This is a genomic window from Limosilactobacillus coleohominis (assembly GCF_016901675.1).
Lineage (GTDB): Bacteria > Bacillota > Bacilli > Lactobacillales > Lactobacillaceae > Limosilactobacillus > Limosilactobacillus intestinavium.
Genome location: NZ_JACJKU010000008.1, coordinates 1 through 16,668 on the forward strand (window position 1 = coordinate 1; position 16,668 = coordinate 16,668).

Below are 16,668 nucleotides of genomic sequence, written 5' to 3' on the forward strand. Positions count from 1 at the left end.
GCTATCGGAATTTCACAACTTTTAAAACACGAATCTACTTGATTATTAATCATAAAATTACAGTAAAATAAAAGAGTCACATACCCTAAAAGTATGTAACTCGTAAAACCATACCAATTTAGCGAAAATTTCACGATTTTGTTAAACCAACACTAAATGATGTAGAGCCCAAAAAAGTTCAGAACGACATCAAATCGTTCTGAACTAATCTTAGGTTGTTTTGCGATAAAGATACGATTAATCTTCTTCATCTTCTGCGATGTAGCCAGCTTCATAAATATCAGCAACATCATCATTATTTTGTAATTCTTCAATTAAATGACGATATTGGCCAACCTTGTCACTAGGAACTTCAGTCTTATTTTCTGGAATCATAGTAACTTCAGCAGTATCCAATTCGTAACCCTTTTCTTGAAGAGCATCACGTACGCTAGTCATGGAACTAGGATCAGTGAAAATTTGGAACTTTTCATCAGTAGCCTTCATATCATCGGCACCAGCATCCAAAGCATCCATTAACATATCATCTTCACTTGTGTCTAATCCATCACGAAGAACTTCAATTAATCCTTGACGATTAAACATGTATGAAACTGAACCACTAGCACCTAGAGAACCACCTGAATGGGTAAATGCAGAACGAACCGCAGCAGCAGTCCGGTTCTTGTTATCAGTAAGGCAGAATACCATTACTGCTACACCACCTGGTCCATAACCTTCATACGTGGTTTCTTCAAAGTTGGCACCACCAGCACCAGTTGCCTTATCAATGGCCCGTTGAATATTTTGCTTAGGCATGTTTGCAGCCCGAGCCTTATCCATCACCAGACGCAATTGAGGGTTATTGTCGGGATCAGGGTCACCTGCTTTAGCGGCTTGGTATAAGTCACGAGAAATTTTTTGAAAGATTTTACCACGCTTAGCATCTTGGGCGTTTTTACGTCCCTGAATGTTATGCCATTTTGAATGTCCTGACATGAACTAACTCCTCTTTTCTTTTTTATGATACATAAACAATGAGATTTTACCAAATTAATACTGATAATTCAAGACCTTCGCCGTCTTAAAAAGAAACTAATTATAAATAATATAACAGCCACAACAATATCAACCATTACCATTTGCCAACCAATTTTCAATATATTTGTACTAATTTCATGAATAACGTTAGCAAATGAGGCAAAATCTTGAGCATAGCTTTGCACAACCGGTTTTGTCATAATCAAAATTCCAGCAGCAATTCCACCACCAATTAAAGTGATCCATCTAAAATCGCGGATTATTGTTCTGCTAAACAAGTTTCTAATAACAATTAGGAGTAATATCACAACACTAATAACCAATCCAATTAATGTTGATACTCGTGCTATTTTAATACCTGTTTCTAATTCTTGAATCTCATCATTATTCAGTCGACTATTTATTATTGATGAAATTTGATCATTAATTGAACCAGTAGGTAGCTGAGTAATAACTGACGATGGTACTCCGTAACCAGATAATGTTTCACTTAGCTTGGATTCATTGTCATTGATAATATTATCAACACTAATATGAACATTTTTTCCTTCATAAACTTGGTGAATAACTTGCTTCAGTATTTTTCGTGTTTGCTGATCGTTAATTACATTAGTATCAATTCCATAACTGGATAAGCTTGAATTAACATCACTTTTGATTTGACTACTAACTGATGAATTGATAATTTCATTGGTCATGTACCGTTCATTTAAAACTGTCGTCTGTGCCAACGCACAGATAAATAACACCACTGATGCAAGCACACCCAGCAAGGTTGTCAGCCAATGTTTTGATGCATTATGCGGTTGATTTGTCTGTTTTCGATATTCCATCCGTGAAGGCAATATTATCACCTGCTATTTGGTTGACTGTCTTTCCACAAATCCGTGTTGGAGAATCACATTGCTATTGCCATCTTGTTCTGCATCAGCTTCAGCAGCCTGTTGATCCTCGGACATTAGTTTAGTCAATAATCGCATTGAAACAGCACCAATATCATAAAGCGGTTGAGTAATACTTGACATCATTGGTCGAGTAATTGTTGCTAACTTGGTGTCATTTCCTGTAATTATTTCAAAATCTTCAGGGACTTTAACGCCATGATCATGCAACCCATTCAGTAATCCAGCAGCAATACTATCATCACTCAAGAATGCCGCCGTTGCACCAGTCTTGAGAATACGGTCAACAAGCGCATAACCCTCCTCATATGAATCATGAGCTTCAAAAATTAAGCGATGATCATATTGACGTTGAGAATCTTCATAAGCCTTTTGATAACCAGGAATTCGCTGTTGAGCATTAATAGTACTAGACTTGCTACCAATAATTAAAGCGACTTTTTCATTATTTTTCAGTAATTTACTGGTGGCTTCTTGAGTAGCTTTTTGATAATCAATTCTGACTACTGGTAATGAATCATCATTAGTTACAGAACCGGCAACAACCACTGGAACATTTGAACTCTCAAATTCAGCTTTTACGTCATCGCTCACGTCATGGCCCATAAAAATGATTCCGTCGACTTGCTTGGCAAACATACTCCGTACAACTTGCAATGCATTTTTATCATCAGCATCTGAATTAGCCAGAATCATATTGTATTTGTACATCGTTGCGATATCATCAATCCCTAATGCCAACTCTGCAAAATAATCGTTTGTGATGTCTGGAATCACAACACCGACCGTAGTAGTCTTCTTGCTAGCTAGTCCACGAGCCACTGCATTTGGTCGATAATTAAGTCTTTTAATAACTTCTAAAACTTTTTTTCGAGTATCAGGTTTTACATTTGGATTACCATTCACTACTCGAGAAACAGTAGCCATTGAAACATGTGCCTCACTTGCAACTGTATAAATAGTAATAGCTTGTTTTTCCATAATATAAGCCCTTTCTTTATTGATTTGACGAGTTTTCATTATATTTTCATCAATAAAGAATATACCAAAAAAAGTAATAAAGTTCAAATTAAAAACGGCCCAATTAAGGGTCGTTTTCTAATTCAATTGAACTACTTATCTTCCTTTTGCGTCTGATCAATCAAAATGTCGTCATTGTCATCGTCTTTTGCATCTTTTAAAGCTGCTCGTAAATCTGCTGTCTCCTCATCAAAGTTATCACTTACAAAATGACCAGCAAATTCATCTTTTTTATTTTTAACGAGATCAGTGATATCACTCATTTTATCAACTGCATTCTCGCCATAATCATGAACCATTGCATCAGCAATGTCTAAAGCATTTAAAGCATAATCTGTTACTACATCCATGGTTTCAAATGCCGTTGCCTTCACTTTTGCTTTAATAAGGCTCTGTTGTTTATCATCCAATGAGGTCCAAGCCGCTAGTCCTGCTAAACTGCCTAGTGTCAGGCCTGCTAAAAATTTCTTTCCCATCCTATAAGTCCTCCTTTTGTTGTTTCCGATTTTTAAAACGGTTAAATAATCCTACTGCTGCAACTTTTCCAACATTCGTCATCATCTTTGATACCGTAATTCGATTATTACGGTGATTATTTATTTTTTCCACGAAGTTACGTGAGGCTTCATTGACATCAGAGACGCTTTGCCCTACATCAGCAAGTGCTTGAACGGCTGGTGTGATCATTTCAGCCTTATCATTGACGTCAGTTAATAATTCATTTGTGTTCGTAAGAACATTATCTAGTTCCTGAGTCAGGTCATTTACATTTTTTGATAAATCAGATAGGTTTTTTACAACTTTATTTAAGAACCACCCTACCCAAATTACTAGAATTAAAAAGGCAATGGCTGCAATCAATCCAGCAATTTGTCCAACAGTCATAATATCTCCTCCTTTAAAGTCTTGTTCAAAGAATATCACGAATATAAAAATCCGGCAAACCATTGCAATTTTGAGATTTTCTGATATTATACTATCAAATATAAACACTTTTAAAAAAGTGACAAAATTTTTTGATGAGGACGATTTAATTTAATGAATTCACAATTAGCGACCTATTCTAAGCATTTTCAAAAGACCATTTCCAATGTTAATTGGTTTCAAGTCGGAGACAATTTTATTCATAAATCTGGCACCCTTTTGTTTGCCACAGTTGTCTTTGCACTTATCTTATGGATTGGTAAGTGGATTATTAATTCGATCTTTCGGCAAACCAAACGAATTGAAATTCTCGGTGGATTCAAACGGGCCGCAACTTTTAGAGCACTATCTCTAAATATCTTCCGTTACACTACCTATTTTTGCTACCTGTATGCCATTCTTTCAATTATTGGTGTTCCTGTTGGAACATTGATTGCCGGTGCTGGAATTTTCAGTATTGCTTTAGGTTTAGGAGCACAGGGATTCGTTAGTGATGTTGTCAACGGGTTCTTCATCCTTCTGGAAGAGCAACTGGATGTTGGTGACTTAGTAGAAATCAACAATATCAAAGGAACAGTTACTGCGATAGGGCTTCGTACAACTAAACTACTTAGTTCAGATGGCACATTAAACTTTATTCCAAATCGTTCCATTACTATCATTAAAAATTACTCACGTCATTCCCGTCTTATTAATATTGACCTAAATATTGCGATGGATTCTGACCTTGAAGTAGTTAAACAAATCATTACAAAGGAGAATCAAAAACTTATGAACAACGAGCAAGTCGAGCTGGTGGCGACGCCGGAAATTATTGGACCCGTTGATGTTAACGGTAAATTAGTTTTTCGCGTTGCCGTAAACGTACCCACTAAAAAACAAAATCGATTAACACCAAAATTATTGAGTGCCTACCTGACAGCACTTGCTCGGGGAGGTATTCATCTAACTAAATAGGAGATGAACACAATGACTGTTAAAATGATCGTAACTGATATGGATGGAACTTTTTTAAATAATGATCATTCATTCAACAAAAACTTATTTTCTTATGCATTTGCACTGATGCGAGCACGTGGCATCAAATTCGTTTTAGCCAGTGGATCGAGCTACCCTCGCTTACGAAGAGATTTTTATGAATATAAGGATCATTTGACTTTCATTTCACAAAATGGATCTGTTACCCACATCGGTAATCGTCTAATTGATTATATCCCCCTCACCCCTCATGACCTAAATACTCTACTTTTTGTTCTTCATCGTACTTCCTTAACTGATCATATCGACCAACTTGTCGTTTCGGGGGTTCACGGTTCATATGTTGATGCATCAATGAGTGACCAAGATTTCAATCGGATGAAAATCTTTTATGAAAAGATTACCCGGGTACCTTCACTACTAAACGTCTTCCAAACATTTCCCGATGAAATATTTACTAAAATTACTATTTGCTTCTCACATGATCTCAGTTTAAAGGACATTCATTCTAAGCTTGATAATCACTTACCAGCTAACCTACTTATGGAAAATTCTGGTTATAATTGTGAATTAATTGGTAATGCTCTGGCTACCAAAAGAAATGCCATTCAAACACTGCAAACCATTTATGAAATTAATGATCCTAACGATATCGTTACATTTGGAGACAATGAAAATGATCTAGGAATGTTGGCAATGACTAAAAACAGCTTTGCAATGAGAAACGCCGCAGACCACATTAAACTACAAGCTCACAATACAACCCAATTGGATAATAACGATGATGGCGTTTTAGAAACTATTATGAACATTCTAGACATGAAACTACCATTACAGATAGCACAATAATTATTATCTACTTGATTAGGTACAAAAAAGGCCGTTGATACTTTTCTATATCAACGGTCTTTTCTTATCACCGGGCATCAATTTATTCATGAGCCCGCGCAAAACCAAACTTTAATTCAGGTATCGGCTGTAAATTCCGATCAAAATATTGAACATCAAAATGCTCTTGCGTAGCATCTACAACTGCAAACGTACCACCAATTTGTGCATATTCACCACGTGGATAGCTAATGCTTCCTGGATTAATAAATAAACAATTATCATCCATTGCAACGGCTAATTGATGTGTATGTCCATATGCAACTATATCTGCTTTTGTCTCTTTAGCCAATAACAGTAGCGGTGTCATGGTCATTCCTACCTGAAATAAGTGACCATGTGTAACTGTCACATTTTGATTATCAATCTTTTGTGTGATGACTTTTGGGTAATCCAATTTTTGATCAGTGTTTCCAAGTACTGTTTGAAAATCTCTCATCGGAGATACACTGGATGATAGATTAGAATCACCACAGTGAAATAATTGATCAACCTTCAGCTTAAATGCTGCATCAATCGATTTTAAAATTTGATCATCTCCGTGATTATCACTCACCAATAAAATTTTCATTAACTCAACCACCAGTCTGTAAATTGCTCCATAAAATTCCTTAGAGCTCGACCACGGTGACTAACTGCATTTTTTTGTTCATCAGTAAGTGTTGCCATTGCACACCCTAATTCATCAACGTAAAATAACGGATCATATCCAAACCCATTACTACCCTGCGGGTTACGCAAAATATGACCATCAACCCGCCCTTCAGCTACTAGTTGATCTCCATTTGGTTTTAAACCAACAATCGTTGTATGAAAATGGGCAGTCCTATATAAATCATCCACACCTGATAATTCACGCAATAATTTACGATTATTAGCTTGATCATCATGATCACCGGCATATCTAGCTGAATGAACACCAGGTGCACCATCAAGCGCATCTACCATCAAGCCGGAATCATCCGCCATCACTGGAAGCCCTAACTGCTTTACTGATGTACGCGCCTTAATCAGAGCATTTTCCTGGAAAGTTTGTCCATTTTCATCGATAGCAAAATGTGGAAAATCTGCTAAAGTTTTAACATTAATACCAAGCGGACTTAGCATTTCACCATATTCTCTAGCTTTTCCAGCATTATTTGTTGTAATTACAATTGTTTTCATTAATTAATCCTCGGGAATATCAACATGTTCACACGTAAAGTGATCACCAGGGAGCCACTTTTCAGCACCAGTTTGCAGATCCTTAAAGTTTCCAGTACTGTACAACTTCATTTCGCCTGGTTGATCATTACCGGTTAATTGATCTGAATCAGCTAGCATCTTCTTAGCCGTTTTAACTGTTTCTAGAGCAGGGTCAACCAATTTAACTCCCGGTAATAAATTACTAATTTCCTTTGATAAGAATGGGAAGTGGGTACAGCCAAGTACCAGCACATCTACTTGTTTATCTTTGAAAATGCTTAGTTCTTCATTTACTACTTCTTGTGCTTTAGGAGTGCCAACTTCGTTATGTTCAACGACACTTACCATCGGCTGTGCAGCCTTTGGAATAACTGGAACATTTGGATTTAGTTCGTGAATTGTCTTAGGATAAGCTCCAGCCTTAATCGTTCCTTCAGTAGCAGTAACCCCAATTCGATCATGCTTTGGTTGTTCTAATGCCGCCTCAGCTCCTGGCTTAATTACCCCAATGACAGGAATTGGTAATTCTTTTTGAAGGATAGGCAATGAAGCAGCTGTAGCAGTATTGCATGCAATTACCATCATTTTAATGTCATGGGTCATCAAATATTTGCCAATGTTCAATGCTAACTGGCAGACATTTTCTTGTGTGCGAGTTCCGTATGGAAAATGACCTTGATCACCAACAAACACAATAGACTCATTTGGCATTTGTTCTCTAAAGATCCGGATAACAGATAAACCACCAAGACCAGAATCCATAACACCAATTGGACGATTATCCATAATATTACCTCCTTAAAACTTGACAGATCTAATTAAATGACACATTTTACTATATTATATCGTTTATTGAAAAGAATTACTAATTCTTCGCCATTTTGTTTTTAAATTAGTTATAATGTTAATTGATTTGAAATGGAAGGATTACGTTGCAAATGACTCAAAAACGTTATGATCAATTAATTAATAGTCGTCGTGGTTTCATTAGTGCTACGATGCGCGATGTTCTATTGCCAGCTATTCTTGGCAAAGAAACTGATGGTATTTTATATTGGATTGGAAAAGATCTCGCTCGGGAGTATCCTGTACAAACGATAGATGAATTAATTTTACTAACCAAACAGCTTGGCTTCGGTGATTTAGAATTAGTAAAAGATTCAGATTTGCAACACACTTTTAAACTCAGCGGGCCTATCGTTAGTGAACGCTTAGAAATAGATAAAGAACACACTTCTTTTACTCTTGAAGCAGGATTCATTGCTCAAGAATTAGAGTTTCAATTGGGAACAGTTACTGAGGCAGAAGTGGATAGCATCAGGCATAAAGAAGTGCGAATTTTTGCCCAGAATGATCCCCAAAAACTAAGTAATCCAGACGAAACAGAAATTGTCCAATTTATCAAATTAAAACAGTCTCCATCAAAATCTACATCAAAAAAATAAGAGCTGGCTTTCACCAGCTCTTTTATTTTATAAGTATTGTTCCAACACTTTCTGCAACTGCTCTTTGGAGTGATAACCAATCACTTTATCAACTACCTCTCCATTCTTTTTGATCATTAACGTTGGAATACTCATGATCTGAAATTTTCTTGCAGTATCTGGATTTTGATCAACATCTAATTTATAAAAGTTGACTTGGTCCATGGAATCAGATAAATCTTCCACAACTGGAGATTGCATCCGACAAGGACCACACCAGGTAGCCCAAAAATCAACTAATGCAACACCGTTGGAAGTATCTTGATCAAAAGTTTGATCTGTTGTAACTTTAACAGCCATAATTTATGCCTCCTACGTTTTTAATTATTATTTTACCAGAAAACAACCTAATTACAATGAAAATTACTTACTTATTCAAAGTAAACTATTGTTGCGCCATCTCCACCATTTGAAGGAGATGCATATTCAAAGGATTTTACTCTAGAATTGCTGCGCAAGTATTCTTGAGTCCCCTTACGAATAGCACCAGTTCCCTTACCATGAATAATGGTGACACTTGGTAAATTATTCAATAAAGCATGATCAATGAAATCGGAAAGGTTTGCCATGGCAGGCTCATAGCGCTGTCCACGCAAATCGAGTCTTGCTGATGTCCTTCTTGTTTGAACAGTTCGGACGCGCTTTGGACGCACCTCTTTTTGATGATCAGCCTTGGTAAGCTCTTTCTTTGAAACTTTTTCAAGGTCACGATCATCAATCTCCATCTTTAAGATTCCTAATTGGACCTCCCATTTATGTTTTCCCCGCTTAGAAAGAATCGTTCCAATTTGACCATATGACTTAACTTTCACTGCATCTCCAACCTGTAAGTTATGCTTTTGCTTAGCTTTTTGAAGAACCTTGTTTTTACTCAACCTTGGATCCCTATGCAGGGCATTAAGTTGTCCTTGAGCATCAATTAATTCATTTTCTTTGATTGGTGTTCCCTTTTGACCTTCTAATTGTCGTAGGTGATGAATAATTTTATCCGCTTTTCGCTTAGCATTGGCAACCTCATGATTTGCTTTAACACGAGCCTTTTCATACATGTCATCACGATTTTCATTAAATCGCTGCAACTTTTCATTAAGCTCTGCTTGTTTTTGCTCATTATCATTTACTAATTTTTCCAAACGTTCTTGTTTTTCTCGAGCTTGTCTTCGCTGTTCTACTAGATCACCAATCATTTGGTTCAATTCTTGACTATCATCCTCAACCAATGATTGAGCATCATCTATAACACTATCAGCAAGCCCTAATCGCTTTGCGATTGCAATCCCATTTGATTGACCCGGAATGCCCAACATTAATCGATATGTAGGTTTCAAAGTTTCTTGATCAAATTCCATGCTTGCGTTAATGGTATCTTGGCGTTCAAAACCGTATACCTTCAACTCCGGATAGTGGGTTGTAATTACAACTTCACTTCCAACCTTTTGAATTTGATCCAAAATAGCCATTGCTAAAGCTGCCCCTTCTTTAGGATCAGTTCCAGCACCTAATTCATCTAATAATATTAGTGAGCGATCCGTTATGTTATCCAAAATACTTTTTACATTTTCCATATGTCCAGAAAATGTTGAAAGATTTTGTTCTAACGATTGTTCATCTCCAATGTCTGCAAACACATTATCAAAAATAGTAATCTGACTACCATCATTAGCAGGAATAAAAAATCCTGATTGACCCATTAATTGAATGATTCCTAAGGTTTTCAAAGTAATTGTTTTACCACCAGTGTTTGGCCCTGTAATTACAATTGATCGATAGTCTTTGCCAATTTTGATATCATTTGCGACCACCCGTTTTGCATCAATTAATGGATGGCGAGCTTTTCTTAAATTAATATAACCTTCATCATTAATTACCGGCAATGTAGCTGCCATCTTTTTTGCTAAACGTGCTTTAGCGTTCACAAAATCCAAATGACCCAGTAATCGTTCGTTATTTGCTATTTCTTCACGGTAAGGGCTAATCATTTCTGACAATTCTGCCAGCACCCTTCTAACTTCTTGTCGTTCCTCAATTTGGACTTGACGTAGTCGATTATTAATCTCAACCACGTTTTGTGGTTCAATGTACAGAGTTTGACCACTTGCACTCTGGTCATGAACTACTCCCCCAAAACGACTACGATAGTGTGCTTCAACAGGAATAACATACCGATCATTACGCATCGTAATGATGTTGTCGCTTAAGTATTTAGATTCACGTCCTCGAGTATACTTCTCCAATGATTGACGAATTTCTGTTTCAGTACTTGCGATTAATTGACGTAATCCGTGTAATTTGCTGGAGGCCTCATCTTTTATCCTTCCATCGTCATCAACAGATTTTAACAATCGATTAGTCACATCTGGAATGGTAACCAGTTGTGACTGTACATCATACAGATGCCGTAAATTTACTTGATCATCGCCGAGACGTTCAAAAAAATTCGTCATTGCCATAGTTGCTTTTAAAACTTTGGCTATCTGCGATAATTCAGTGCCATTTAAACTAGCATGAACCTTCAAGCGTTTTAATTGTGGATTAATATCATCCAAAGATGGTACCGGAATTGGCCCTACTAAACGATTAATATCCGCAGCATCCGTTGTTTCGTCAATCATCCACTGTACAGTGTCAATTTTAGATACTGGTGCTAATTGCTTTAGCTCTTTCATACCCGCTGATGTAGATAAATATTTATCAGCAAGATGCTTTAATTTATCATATTCTAGAATTTCTAAAATTTTGTTATTCATAATCAATGTCTCCTATGCAAACCAATGAATTGCATTTTCTGCTAATATCGGTGTTTTTAAAATGATCCACTGCGCTAGTCCTGAATTGGCAAGCTGATCTTGCCACCATTGTCCTGGCCATAGTTGGAATACCATTAATATCATAAAAATAATTAGGTAACCAATTAATAAGTCTAAGCACCCACCAGCCCAGCGATTTACTGTACCAACAACAGGTACCTTTTTTAAAAAACGAACTCTTTTTAACAACCATCTACTAAGGAAAGTAATTGCGTAAAAAATGATAATAAAAGCAATTCCATTATAAAAAAACTGATTGCTGCTAACCGTTAGCATATTTGTAAAGGTCCCACCAGTTGGTGATTCTTCATGACCACCAATTGATGGTAAGATATTACTTAGCACTAATCCCAGTGCTTTAGCACCCATTCTGGCTACTAACCAGCCAATAAAATAAGTAGCAGTTGATATTAACATTGCTACAAGTCCCTTTTTAGAACCATTAATCCAACAACCAACAAGGATTATTAGAATAAACATACTAATTATCAATTATTTCACATCCTATCAATAAAAGGAGTTCACAAAATGAACGTTGTTATTCAAGTTTCACCATCAAAATTTAAACAAATCCAGCAAAACTATGTAACTAATCAGCAAACAGGATTACCAAAAGGAACCTCTTTTAGAGTTAAGATCCCCGGAGTTACAATTACTGGTTACCAAAGTGGAAAAATAATGTTTCAAGGTCAACTAGCTCAGCAGGAAGCCCAACGGTGGGATACTCATGGCATGATGACATCAAAGAGTCATCCCACCAAAATTGCCGATGACTTGCCGCAAAATTTTGATCAGCTTTCCGTGCTTGGATCTGATGAAGTTGGCACTGGTAGCTATTTTGGCCCACTTACAACTGCTGCTGTATTTGTTCAACATAATCATCTACAAGCACTAAACGAGTTAGGAGTTGAAGATTCTAAAAAATTGTCTGATCCTGCCATTATTAAAATGGCTAAGCAGATTATGCAAATTTGTCCTTACCACGTCGTAAATGTTAAGCCCCACGATTATAATCGCTTAATTAAACAGTATAATCAGGCACAACTAAAAGCGATTTGCCATAACTATGTTTTAGGAAAAGTTTTAGATAAAATCAAGCCGCAGAGTCCTAATGCAATTTTAATTGATGAATTTGTGAGTCCACAAACTTATTTTAATTATCTTCAAGGACAATCACCAATTATTACCAAAAATGTGTTCTTTAAAGAGAAAGGAGAAAGCTATCACCTTGCCGTAGCGGCTGCATCAATTGTTGCCCGCTATGTTTCTCTTCAAACGATGGATGAGTTATCTGCCATTGCTGGACAAACTCTGCCCATTGGTGCAGGTCATAAAGTCGACCTCATTGCTGCTGACCTCATTAGTAAAGGCAAAAATCTTGATCAATTTGCTAAACTACACTTTGGTAATACTATGAAAGCGCGTCGTTTAGCCAATCAAAAATAATATAACATCAATACTACCAGCAAAAAGATTTTTACCTAGGAATTAGTGAGCACAAATAGGCCTCAAACGTTCGGTCGTCCCGGATGTTTGAGGCCATTTTATACCACGCTGTACCATTTTAATATGCAAAAAGAGAATTATGTCCTAGTCTCTAGATTAAATATTAAAGTTACCATCGTCATCAATAAACGTGTTGATAACTTGTTGGACCATATCCCATTCCTCATCACTTTCAATCGGCATGAGTTGAACCTCATCTTCTTCAGACTCACCAGGAATCATTTCAAAAGCTTGAACATTAACCTCTTCGTCGTTTTCTTGATCTACAGGGTATAAGCAAATATACCATTTATCTGAATTATCAGCTTGAAAACGTAAAGCCTCTTTATATAGCTCCTCGTTACCCTTTTCATCAACTAGAGTAAATACTTCGCCTTTATCTTCTGGTTGAATTCTTGCCATTTTCTACCTCACAGTTCTTTTACTAATTTACCATGTCGGTCTAAATAATTCTGTAATATTAAGCTTGCAGCCAATTCATCAATAACTTTCTTTTGCTTGCGTCGCGATACATCTGCTTCTTCCACTAGCATGCGGTGAGCTTGAACGGTTGTTAACCGTTCATCTTGAAAATCAACCGGTAAATCAGGAAAACGTTCCTGAAGCATTTCGCCATAATGACGTGATGCATCTACTCGCGGTCCTTCAGTGTTATTCATGTTTTTTGGTAAGCCAATTACAAAACCTGCTACTTGACGTTTTTTAACCAGTTCCGCAATCCGATCAATTCCAAAAACTTGATTATCTTCATCAATTGGAATAATTTCTACAGCTTGAGCTGTCCATCCAAGAGGATCACTTTCCGCAACACCAACAGTTTTTGAACCGACATCTAAACCTAATAAACGCATTACTTTTGGTCCCCATTACTAGCAAGATAAGAACGAACAAGTTCTTCAATAATTTCATCACGTTCATGTTCCCGAATGAGGTTTCGTGCATTATTTAACCGTGGAATATAAGCTGGATCTCCAGATAAAAGATACCCGACGATTTGATTGATTGGGTTATACCCCTTTTCTTCTAATGCATCATAGACTGTTTTTAATGTTTCCTTAACATTCTTTTCATGTTGTTCATCGAAATTAAAAAACATGGTTTCATCATTTGCCATTAGGGTAACCTCCCTCTAACTTAATACTTAATAGTAAAATTATACCATATTTAATCTAACAAATAGGGGATACGGCTGATTAATTTACCGTATCCCCATTAAATCTAATGATTTAAATATTCTTCAGCTTTTTCTAATGCCTGTGGAATTCCTGCTGGATTCTTTCCACCAGCTTGGGCCATTGTTGGGCGTCCACCACCCCCACCATTAATTGCAGGGGCAATTGCTTTAATTAAATCACCAGCTTTAATTTGTTTAGCTTTCTCATCGCTAACTGCTACTAATAGGTTAGCCTTATCATCATTTGCAGTACCAAGTACTAAGAAATCAGATAAGCCCTTTTGACGCCATTGATCAGCCAACTGACGAAGTTGACTCATCCCGGCTACATTTACTTGTGCAGCAATTAAACCACCATTCTTGGTTTCTTTAACATTATCAAAGACCTGTCCAGCCTGTTGAGAGGCAATCTTGGCTTGTAAACTTTCATTAGTCTTTTGCAAGTCTTTTAACTGTGATTGTAATTCTTGAATCCGATGTGGAACTTCCTTCTCTTGACTTACCTTCAAGTCGTTACTTACTTGATCAAGGAGATCAACTCGTTTCTGCATAAATTGGAAAGCATCACTACCAGTAACTGCTTCAATTCTGCGAATTCCAGCACCAACACCGGCTTCAGAAACAATCTTAAATAGTCCTAACTCGTTTGTGTTGTTGACATGGTCACCACCACAAAATTCGGTGTTATAGTCACCAATTTTAACAACCCGTACTTTATCTCCATATTTATCTGAGAACAAAGCAATGGCACCCATTTCTTTGGCAGAATCAATATCTGTTTCTACTGTAGTAACAGGGATTTCTTTCCAGATTTGTTCATTAACCATCTTTTCAACGGCTTTTAAATCTTTTTCAGTTACTTGACCAAAGTGGTTAAAGTCAAACCGCAGATAATGTTCTTCTACCAGAGAACCCGCTTGTTGAGTATGACCACCCAAGACATTCCGCAATGCTTGATCCAACAAGTGGGTGGCTGTATGGTTCTTTTCAATCTTTAAGTGACGAAGTCGATCAACAACCAAGCGGTAATTAGCACCCTTCTTTAATGGTGCCGTTAATTTAACACGGTGAAGGTTTTGCTGGTTTGGCGCGTGTTGTACGTCAACCACACGTCCTACTTTTTTACCATAGTTATCAATGATATCACCAGTATCCGCAACCTGGCCTCCCATTTCAGCATAGAATGGTGTGACATCAAAAATAACCTCAATATCTTTTGCAGAAGGATCAGCTTCATCAACATGCTGGCCTTCTTGCGTCAAGCCAATCACTTTCGCACCATCAACCTCTAACTGAGTATAACCAACATACTTGCTAGGTTCTTTAAATTCAGTCCAAACATCAGTTTGAACGCCCATTCCATTGTCAATGTTTCGGGCCTTACGTGCTCGATTTTGCTGTTCAGTCATTGCCGCTTCAAAACCTTTTTGGTCAACACTAAGGCCTTCATCAGCAGCGTATTCCTTTGTTAGTTCAATTGGGAAACCGTATGTATCGTATAGCTTAAATGCAGTCCGCCCATCGATTTCATTAGTGCCATTTTCCTTAGCCTCTGCAATAACATTGTTAAGCAGGTTTAGTCCGCCATTCAAAGTAGCACTGAACCGGTCTTCTTCAGACTTAATGACAGAAGCAATGTAGTCCGCATTTTCTAGTACATCAGGGTAATAATCCTTCATAATTTTGCCGACAGTTGGGACCATCTTAGCAAGAAATGGTTCATCAATGCCTAATTTCTTACCAGCCACAACTGCACGTCTTAGCAAGCGACGAATAACGTATCCTCGTCCCATATTAGAAGGTAGTGCGCCATCACCAATCGCAAACGTAATTGTTCTAATATGATCAGCAATAATCTTAAATTGAATGTCATCAGAGGCGTTGCTGCCATATTTTTTACTATCACTAAACTCTTCGGTTTGCTTAATCAGTGGTAAGAATAAGTCTGTTTCAAAGTTAGTTGGCGCGTTCTCAAAAATCGAAACAACCCGTTCCAGACCCATTCCAGTATCAATGTTTTTATGTGGCAATGGTTCATATGTGTCTTCTGGCGTATGGTTAAACTGACTAAAGACAATGTTCCAAATTTCTAAGTAACGTTCGTTTTCCCCGCCTGGGTAATTTTCAGGATCGTCTTCAGGAACGTTATTCATTTCCTGTCCACGGTCATAGAAAATTTCTGTATCAGGACCAGAAGGACCTTGACCAATGTCCCAGAAATTATCCTTGTTTTGTACTAAATGATCTTCTGGCACACCAGCTTCTCGCCAATAATTATAAGCATCATGGTCTTTTGGATAATAAGTAATGTAAAGCTTTGCCGGATCAAAAGCAAACCATTCATCACTGGTCAATAATTCCCAAGCCCATGGAATAACTTCTTTTTTAAAGTAGTCACCAACAGAAAAGTTACCCAACATTTCAAACATAGTATGGTGACGAGCGGTCTTCCCAACGTTTTCAATATCATTAGTCCGAATACTCTTTTGAGAGCTCGTCATTCGCGGGTTTTCAGGAACCACTTTGCCATCAAAATATTTTTTCATTGTGGCAACTCCGGAGTTAATCCACAGTAAGGTTGGATCGTCAACCGGAACAAGTGAGCGACTTGGCATTTCTTTATGACCATGTTGAATAAAGAAGTCCAAGTACATTCTTCGTACTTGTGCACTATTTAACTTCTTCAATTTTTTCATTTCTTTCCCTCCAAACAGAAAATCCATCCCTGCTCACAGAGACGCCTTCAAGCGCGGTACCACTCTGATTGCAACGATGGATCG

The 16,668-nt window shown here is 37.3% G+C and carries 19 protein-coding genes; 4 read left to right on the plus strand and 15 right to left on the minus strand.

Annotated elements, in window-relative coordinates; translation table 11 throughout:
• Window positions 1-237: 237 nt before the first annotated feature.
• The 5 genes from H5975_RS01525 to H5975_RS01545 all read right to left on the minus strand — a co-directional run bounded on the left by H5975_RS01525 (window position 238) and on the right by H5975_RS01545 (window position 3,827).
• Window positions 238-978, minus strand: coding sequence for a YebC/PmpR family DNA-binding transcriptional regulator (locus H5975_RS01525; protein WP_178659658.1), 741 nt, complete (start codon window positions 976-978; stop codon window positions 238-240).
• 68 nt (window positions 979-1,046) lie between these two features.
• Window positions 1,047-1,865, minus strand: a complete 819-nt coding sequence (locus H5975_RS01530; protein WP_204784589.1) for a hypothetical protein — start codon at window positions 1,863-1,865, stop codon at window positions 1,047-1,049.
• A 12-nt stretch (window positions 1,866-1,877) separates the two neighbouring features.
• Window positions 1,878-2,903: a catabolite control protein A gene (ccpA, locus tag H5975_RS01535; RefSeq protein WP_204784590.1), complete on the minus strand. Its 1,026-nt coding sequence runs from the start codon at window positions 2,901-2,903 to the stop codon at window positions 1,878-1,880.
• Between the two features lie 131 nt (window positions 2,904-3,034).
• Window positions 3,035-3,418 carry a hypothetical protein gene (locus H5975_RS01540; protein WP_204784591.1) on the minus strand — a complete coding sequence of 128 codons (384 nt, stop codon included), beginning with the start codon at window positions 3,416-3,418 and terminating at the stop codon, window positions 3,035-3,037.
• A gap of 1 nt (window position 3,419) precedes the next feature.
• Window positions 3,420-3,827: a DUF948 domain-containing protein gene (locus H5975_RS01545; RefSeq protein ID WP_204784592.1), complete on the minus strand. Its 408-nt coding sequence runs from the start codon at window positions 3,825-3,827 to the stop codon at window positions 3,420-3,422.
• 153 nt (window positions 3,828-3,980) lie between these two features.
• On the opposite strand from H5975_RS01545, the gene H5975_RS01550 reads away from it, so the two are divergent.
• A complete protein-coding gene (locus H5975_RS01550; protein WP_204784593.1) occupies window positions 3,981-4,823 on the plus strand; it encodes a mechanosensitive ion channel family protein in 843 nt (280 codons plus the stop codon).
• Window positions 4,824-4,835: 12 nt separating this feature from the next.
• Window positions 4,836-5,693 (plus strand): HAD-IIB family hydrolase, encoded by an 858-nt coding sequence (locus tag H5975_RS01555; protein ID WP_204784594.1) that lies wholly within the window; start codon window positions 4,836-4,838, stop codon window positions 5,691-5,693.
• A gap of 82 nt (window positions 5,694-5,775) precedes the next feature.
• Here H5975_RS01555 and H5975_RS01560 read toward each other — a convergent pair whose 3' ends face one another.
• The 3 genes from H5975_RS01560 to murI are packed head-to-tail and all read right to left on the minus strand — an operon-like array spanning window position 5,776 to window position 7,703.
• Complete coding sequence (locus H5975_RS01560) at window positions 5,776-6,303, minus strand: YfcE family phosphodiesterase (RefSeq protein ID WP_204784595.1); 528 nt, start codon at window positions 6,301-6,303, stop codon at window positions 5,776-5,778.
• A complete protein-coding gene (locus H5975_RS01565) occupies window positions 6,303-6,896 on the minus strand; it encodes an XTP/dITP diphosphatase (protein WP_204784596.1) in 594 nt (197 codons plus the stop codon). Before H5975_RS01565 ends, H5975_RS01560 begins: the two co-directional genes overlap by 1 nt.
• A gap of 3 nt (window positions 6,897-6,899) precedes the next feature.
• Complete coding sequence (gene murI / locus H5975_RS01570) at window positions 6,900-7,703, minus strand: glutamate racemase (RefSeq protein ID WP_204784597.1); 804 nt, start codon at window positions 7,701-7,703, stop codon at window positions 6,900-6,902.
• A 152-nt stretch (window positions 7,704-7,855) separates the two neighbouring features.
• Here murI and H5975_RS01575 point away from each other — a divergent pair, with 152 nt between their 5' ends.
• Window positions 7,856-8,362 carry a YslB family protein gene (locus tag H5975_RS01575; protein ID WP_178659737.1) on the plus strand — a complete coding sequence of 169 codons (507 nt, stop codon included), beginning with the start codon at window positions 7,856-7,858 and terminating at the stop codon, window positions 8,360-8,362.
• Window positions 8,363-8,389: 27 nt separating this feature from the next.
• Here H5975_RS01575 and trxA read toward each other — a convergent pair whose 3' ends face one another.
• From trxA to H5975_RS01590, 3 genes are all read right to left on the minus strand, one after another.
• Window positions 8,390-8,701, minus strand: coding sequence for a thioredoxin (gene trxA, locus H5975_RS01580; protein ID WP_178659739.1), 312 nt, complete (start codon window positions 8,699-8,701; stop codon window positions 8,390-8,392).
• 71 nt (window positions 8,702-8,772) lie between these two features.
• The gene (locus tag H5975_RS01585; RefSeq protein WP_204784598.1) at window positions 8,773-11,148 is read right to left on the minus strand and encodes an endonuclease MutS2; all 2,376 of its coding nucleotides are present in this window, start codon (window positions 11,146-11,148) and stop codon (window positions 8,773-8,775) included.
• A gap of 12 nt (window positions 11,149-11,160) precedes the next feature.
• Complete coding sequence (locus tag H5975_RS01590; protein WP_204784599.1) at window positions 11,161-11,700, minus strand: CvpA family protein; 540 nt, start codon at window positions 11,698-11,700, stop codon at window positions 11,161-11,163.
• Window positions 11,701-11,736: 36 nt separating this feature from the next.
• On the opposite strand from H5975_RS01590, the gene rnhC reads away from it, so the two are divergent.
• Window positions 11,737-12,654, plus strand: coding sequence for a ribonuclease HIII (gene rnhC / locus H5975_RS01595; RefSeq protein WP_204784600.1), 918 nt, complete (start codon window positions 11,737-11,739; stop codon window positions 12,652-12,654).
• Window positions 12,655-12,810: 156 nt separating this feature from the next.
• Here the strand turns inward: rnhC and H5975_RS01600 are convergent, their stop codons facing one another.
• From H5975_RS01600 to alaS, 4 genes are all read right to left on the minus strand, one after another.
• Window positions 12,811-13,116 (minus strand): DUF1292 domain-containing protein, encoded by a 306-nt coding sequence (locus H5975_RS01600; protein WP_178659747.1) that lies wholly within the window; start codon window positions 13,114-13,116, stop codon window positions 12,811-12,813.
• 8 nt (window positions 13,117-13,124) lie between these two features.
• Window positions 13,125-13,565, minus strand: a complete 441-nt coding sequence (ruvX, locus tag H5975_RS01605; RefSeq protein ID WP_178659748.1) for a Holliday junction resolvase RuvX — start codon at window positions 13,563-13,565, stop codon at window positions 13,125-13,127.
• A complete protein-coding gene (locus tag H5975_RS01610) occupies window positions 13,565-13,828 on the minus strand; it encodes an IreB family regulatory phosphoprotein (RefSeq protein WP_178659750.1) in 264 nt (87 codons plus the stop codon). Before H5975_RS01610 ends, ruvX begins: the two co-directional genes overlap by 1 nt.
• Window positions 13,829-13,932: 104 nt before the next feature.
• A complete protein-coding gene (gene alaS, locus H5975_RS01615) occupies window positions 13,933-16,584 on the minus strand; it encodes an alanine--tRNA ligase (protein WP_204784601.1) in 2,652 nt (883 codons plus the stop codon).
• Window positions 16,585-16,668: the final 84 nt, after the last annotated feature.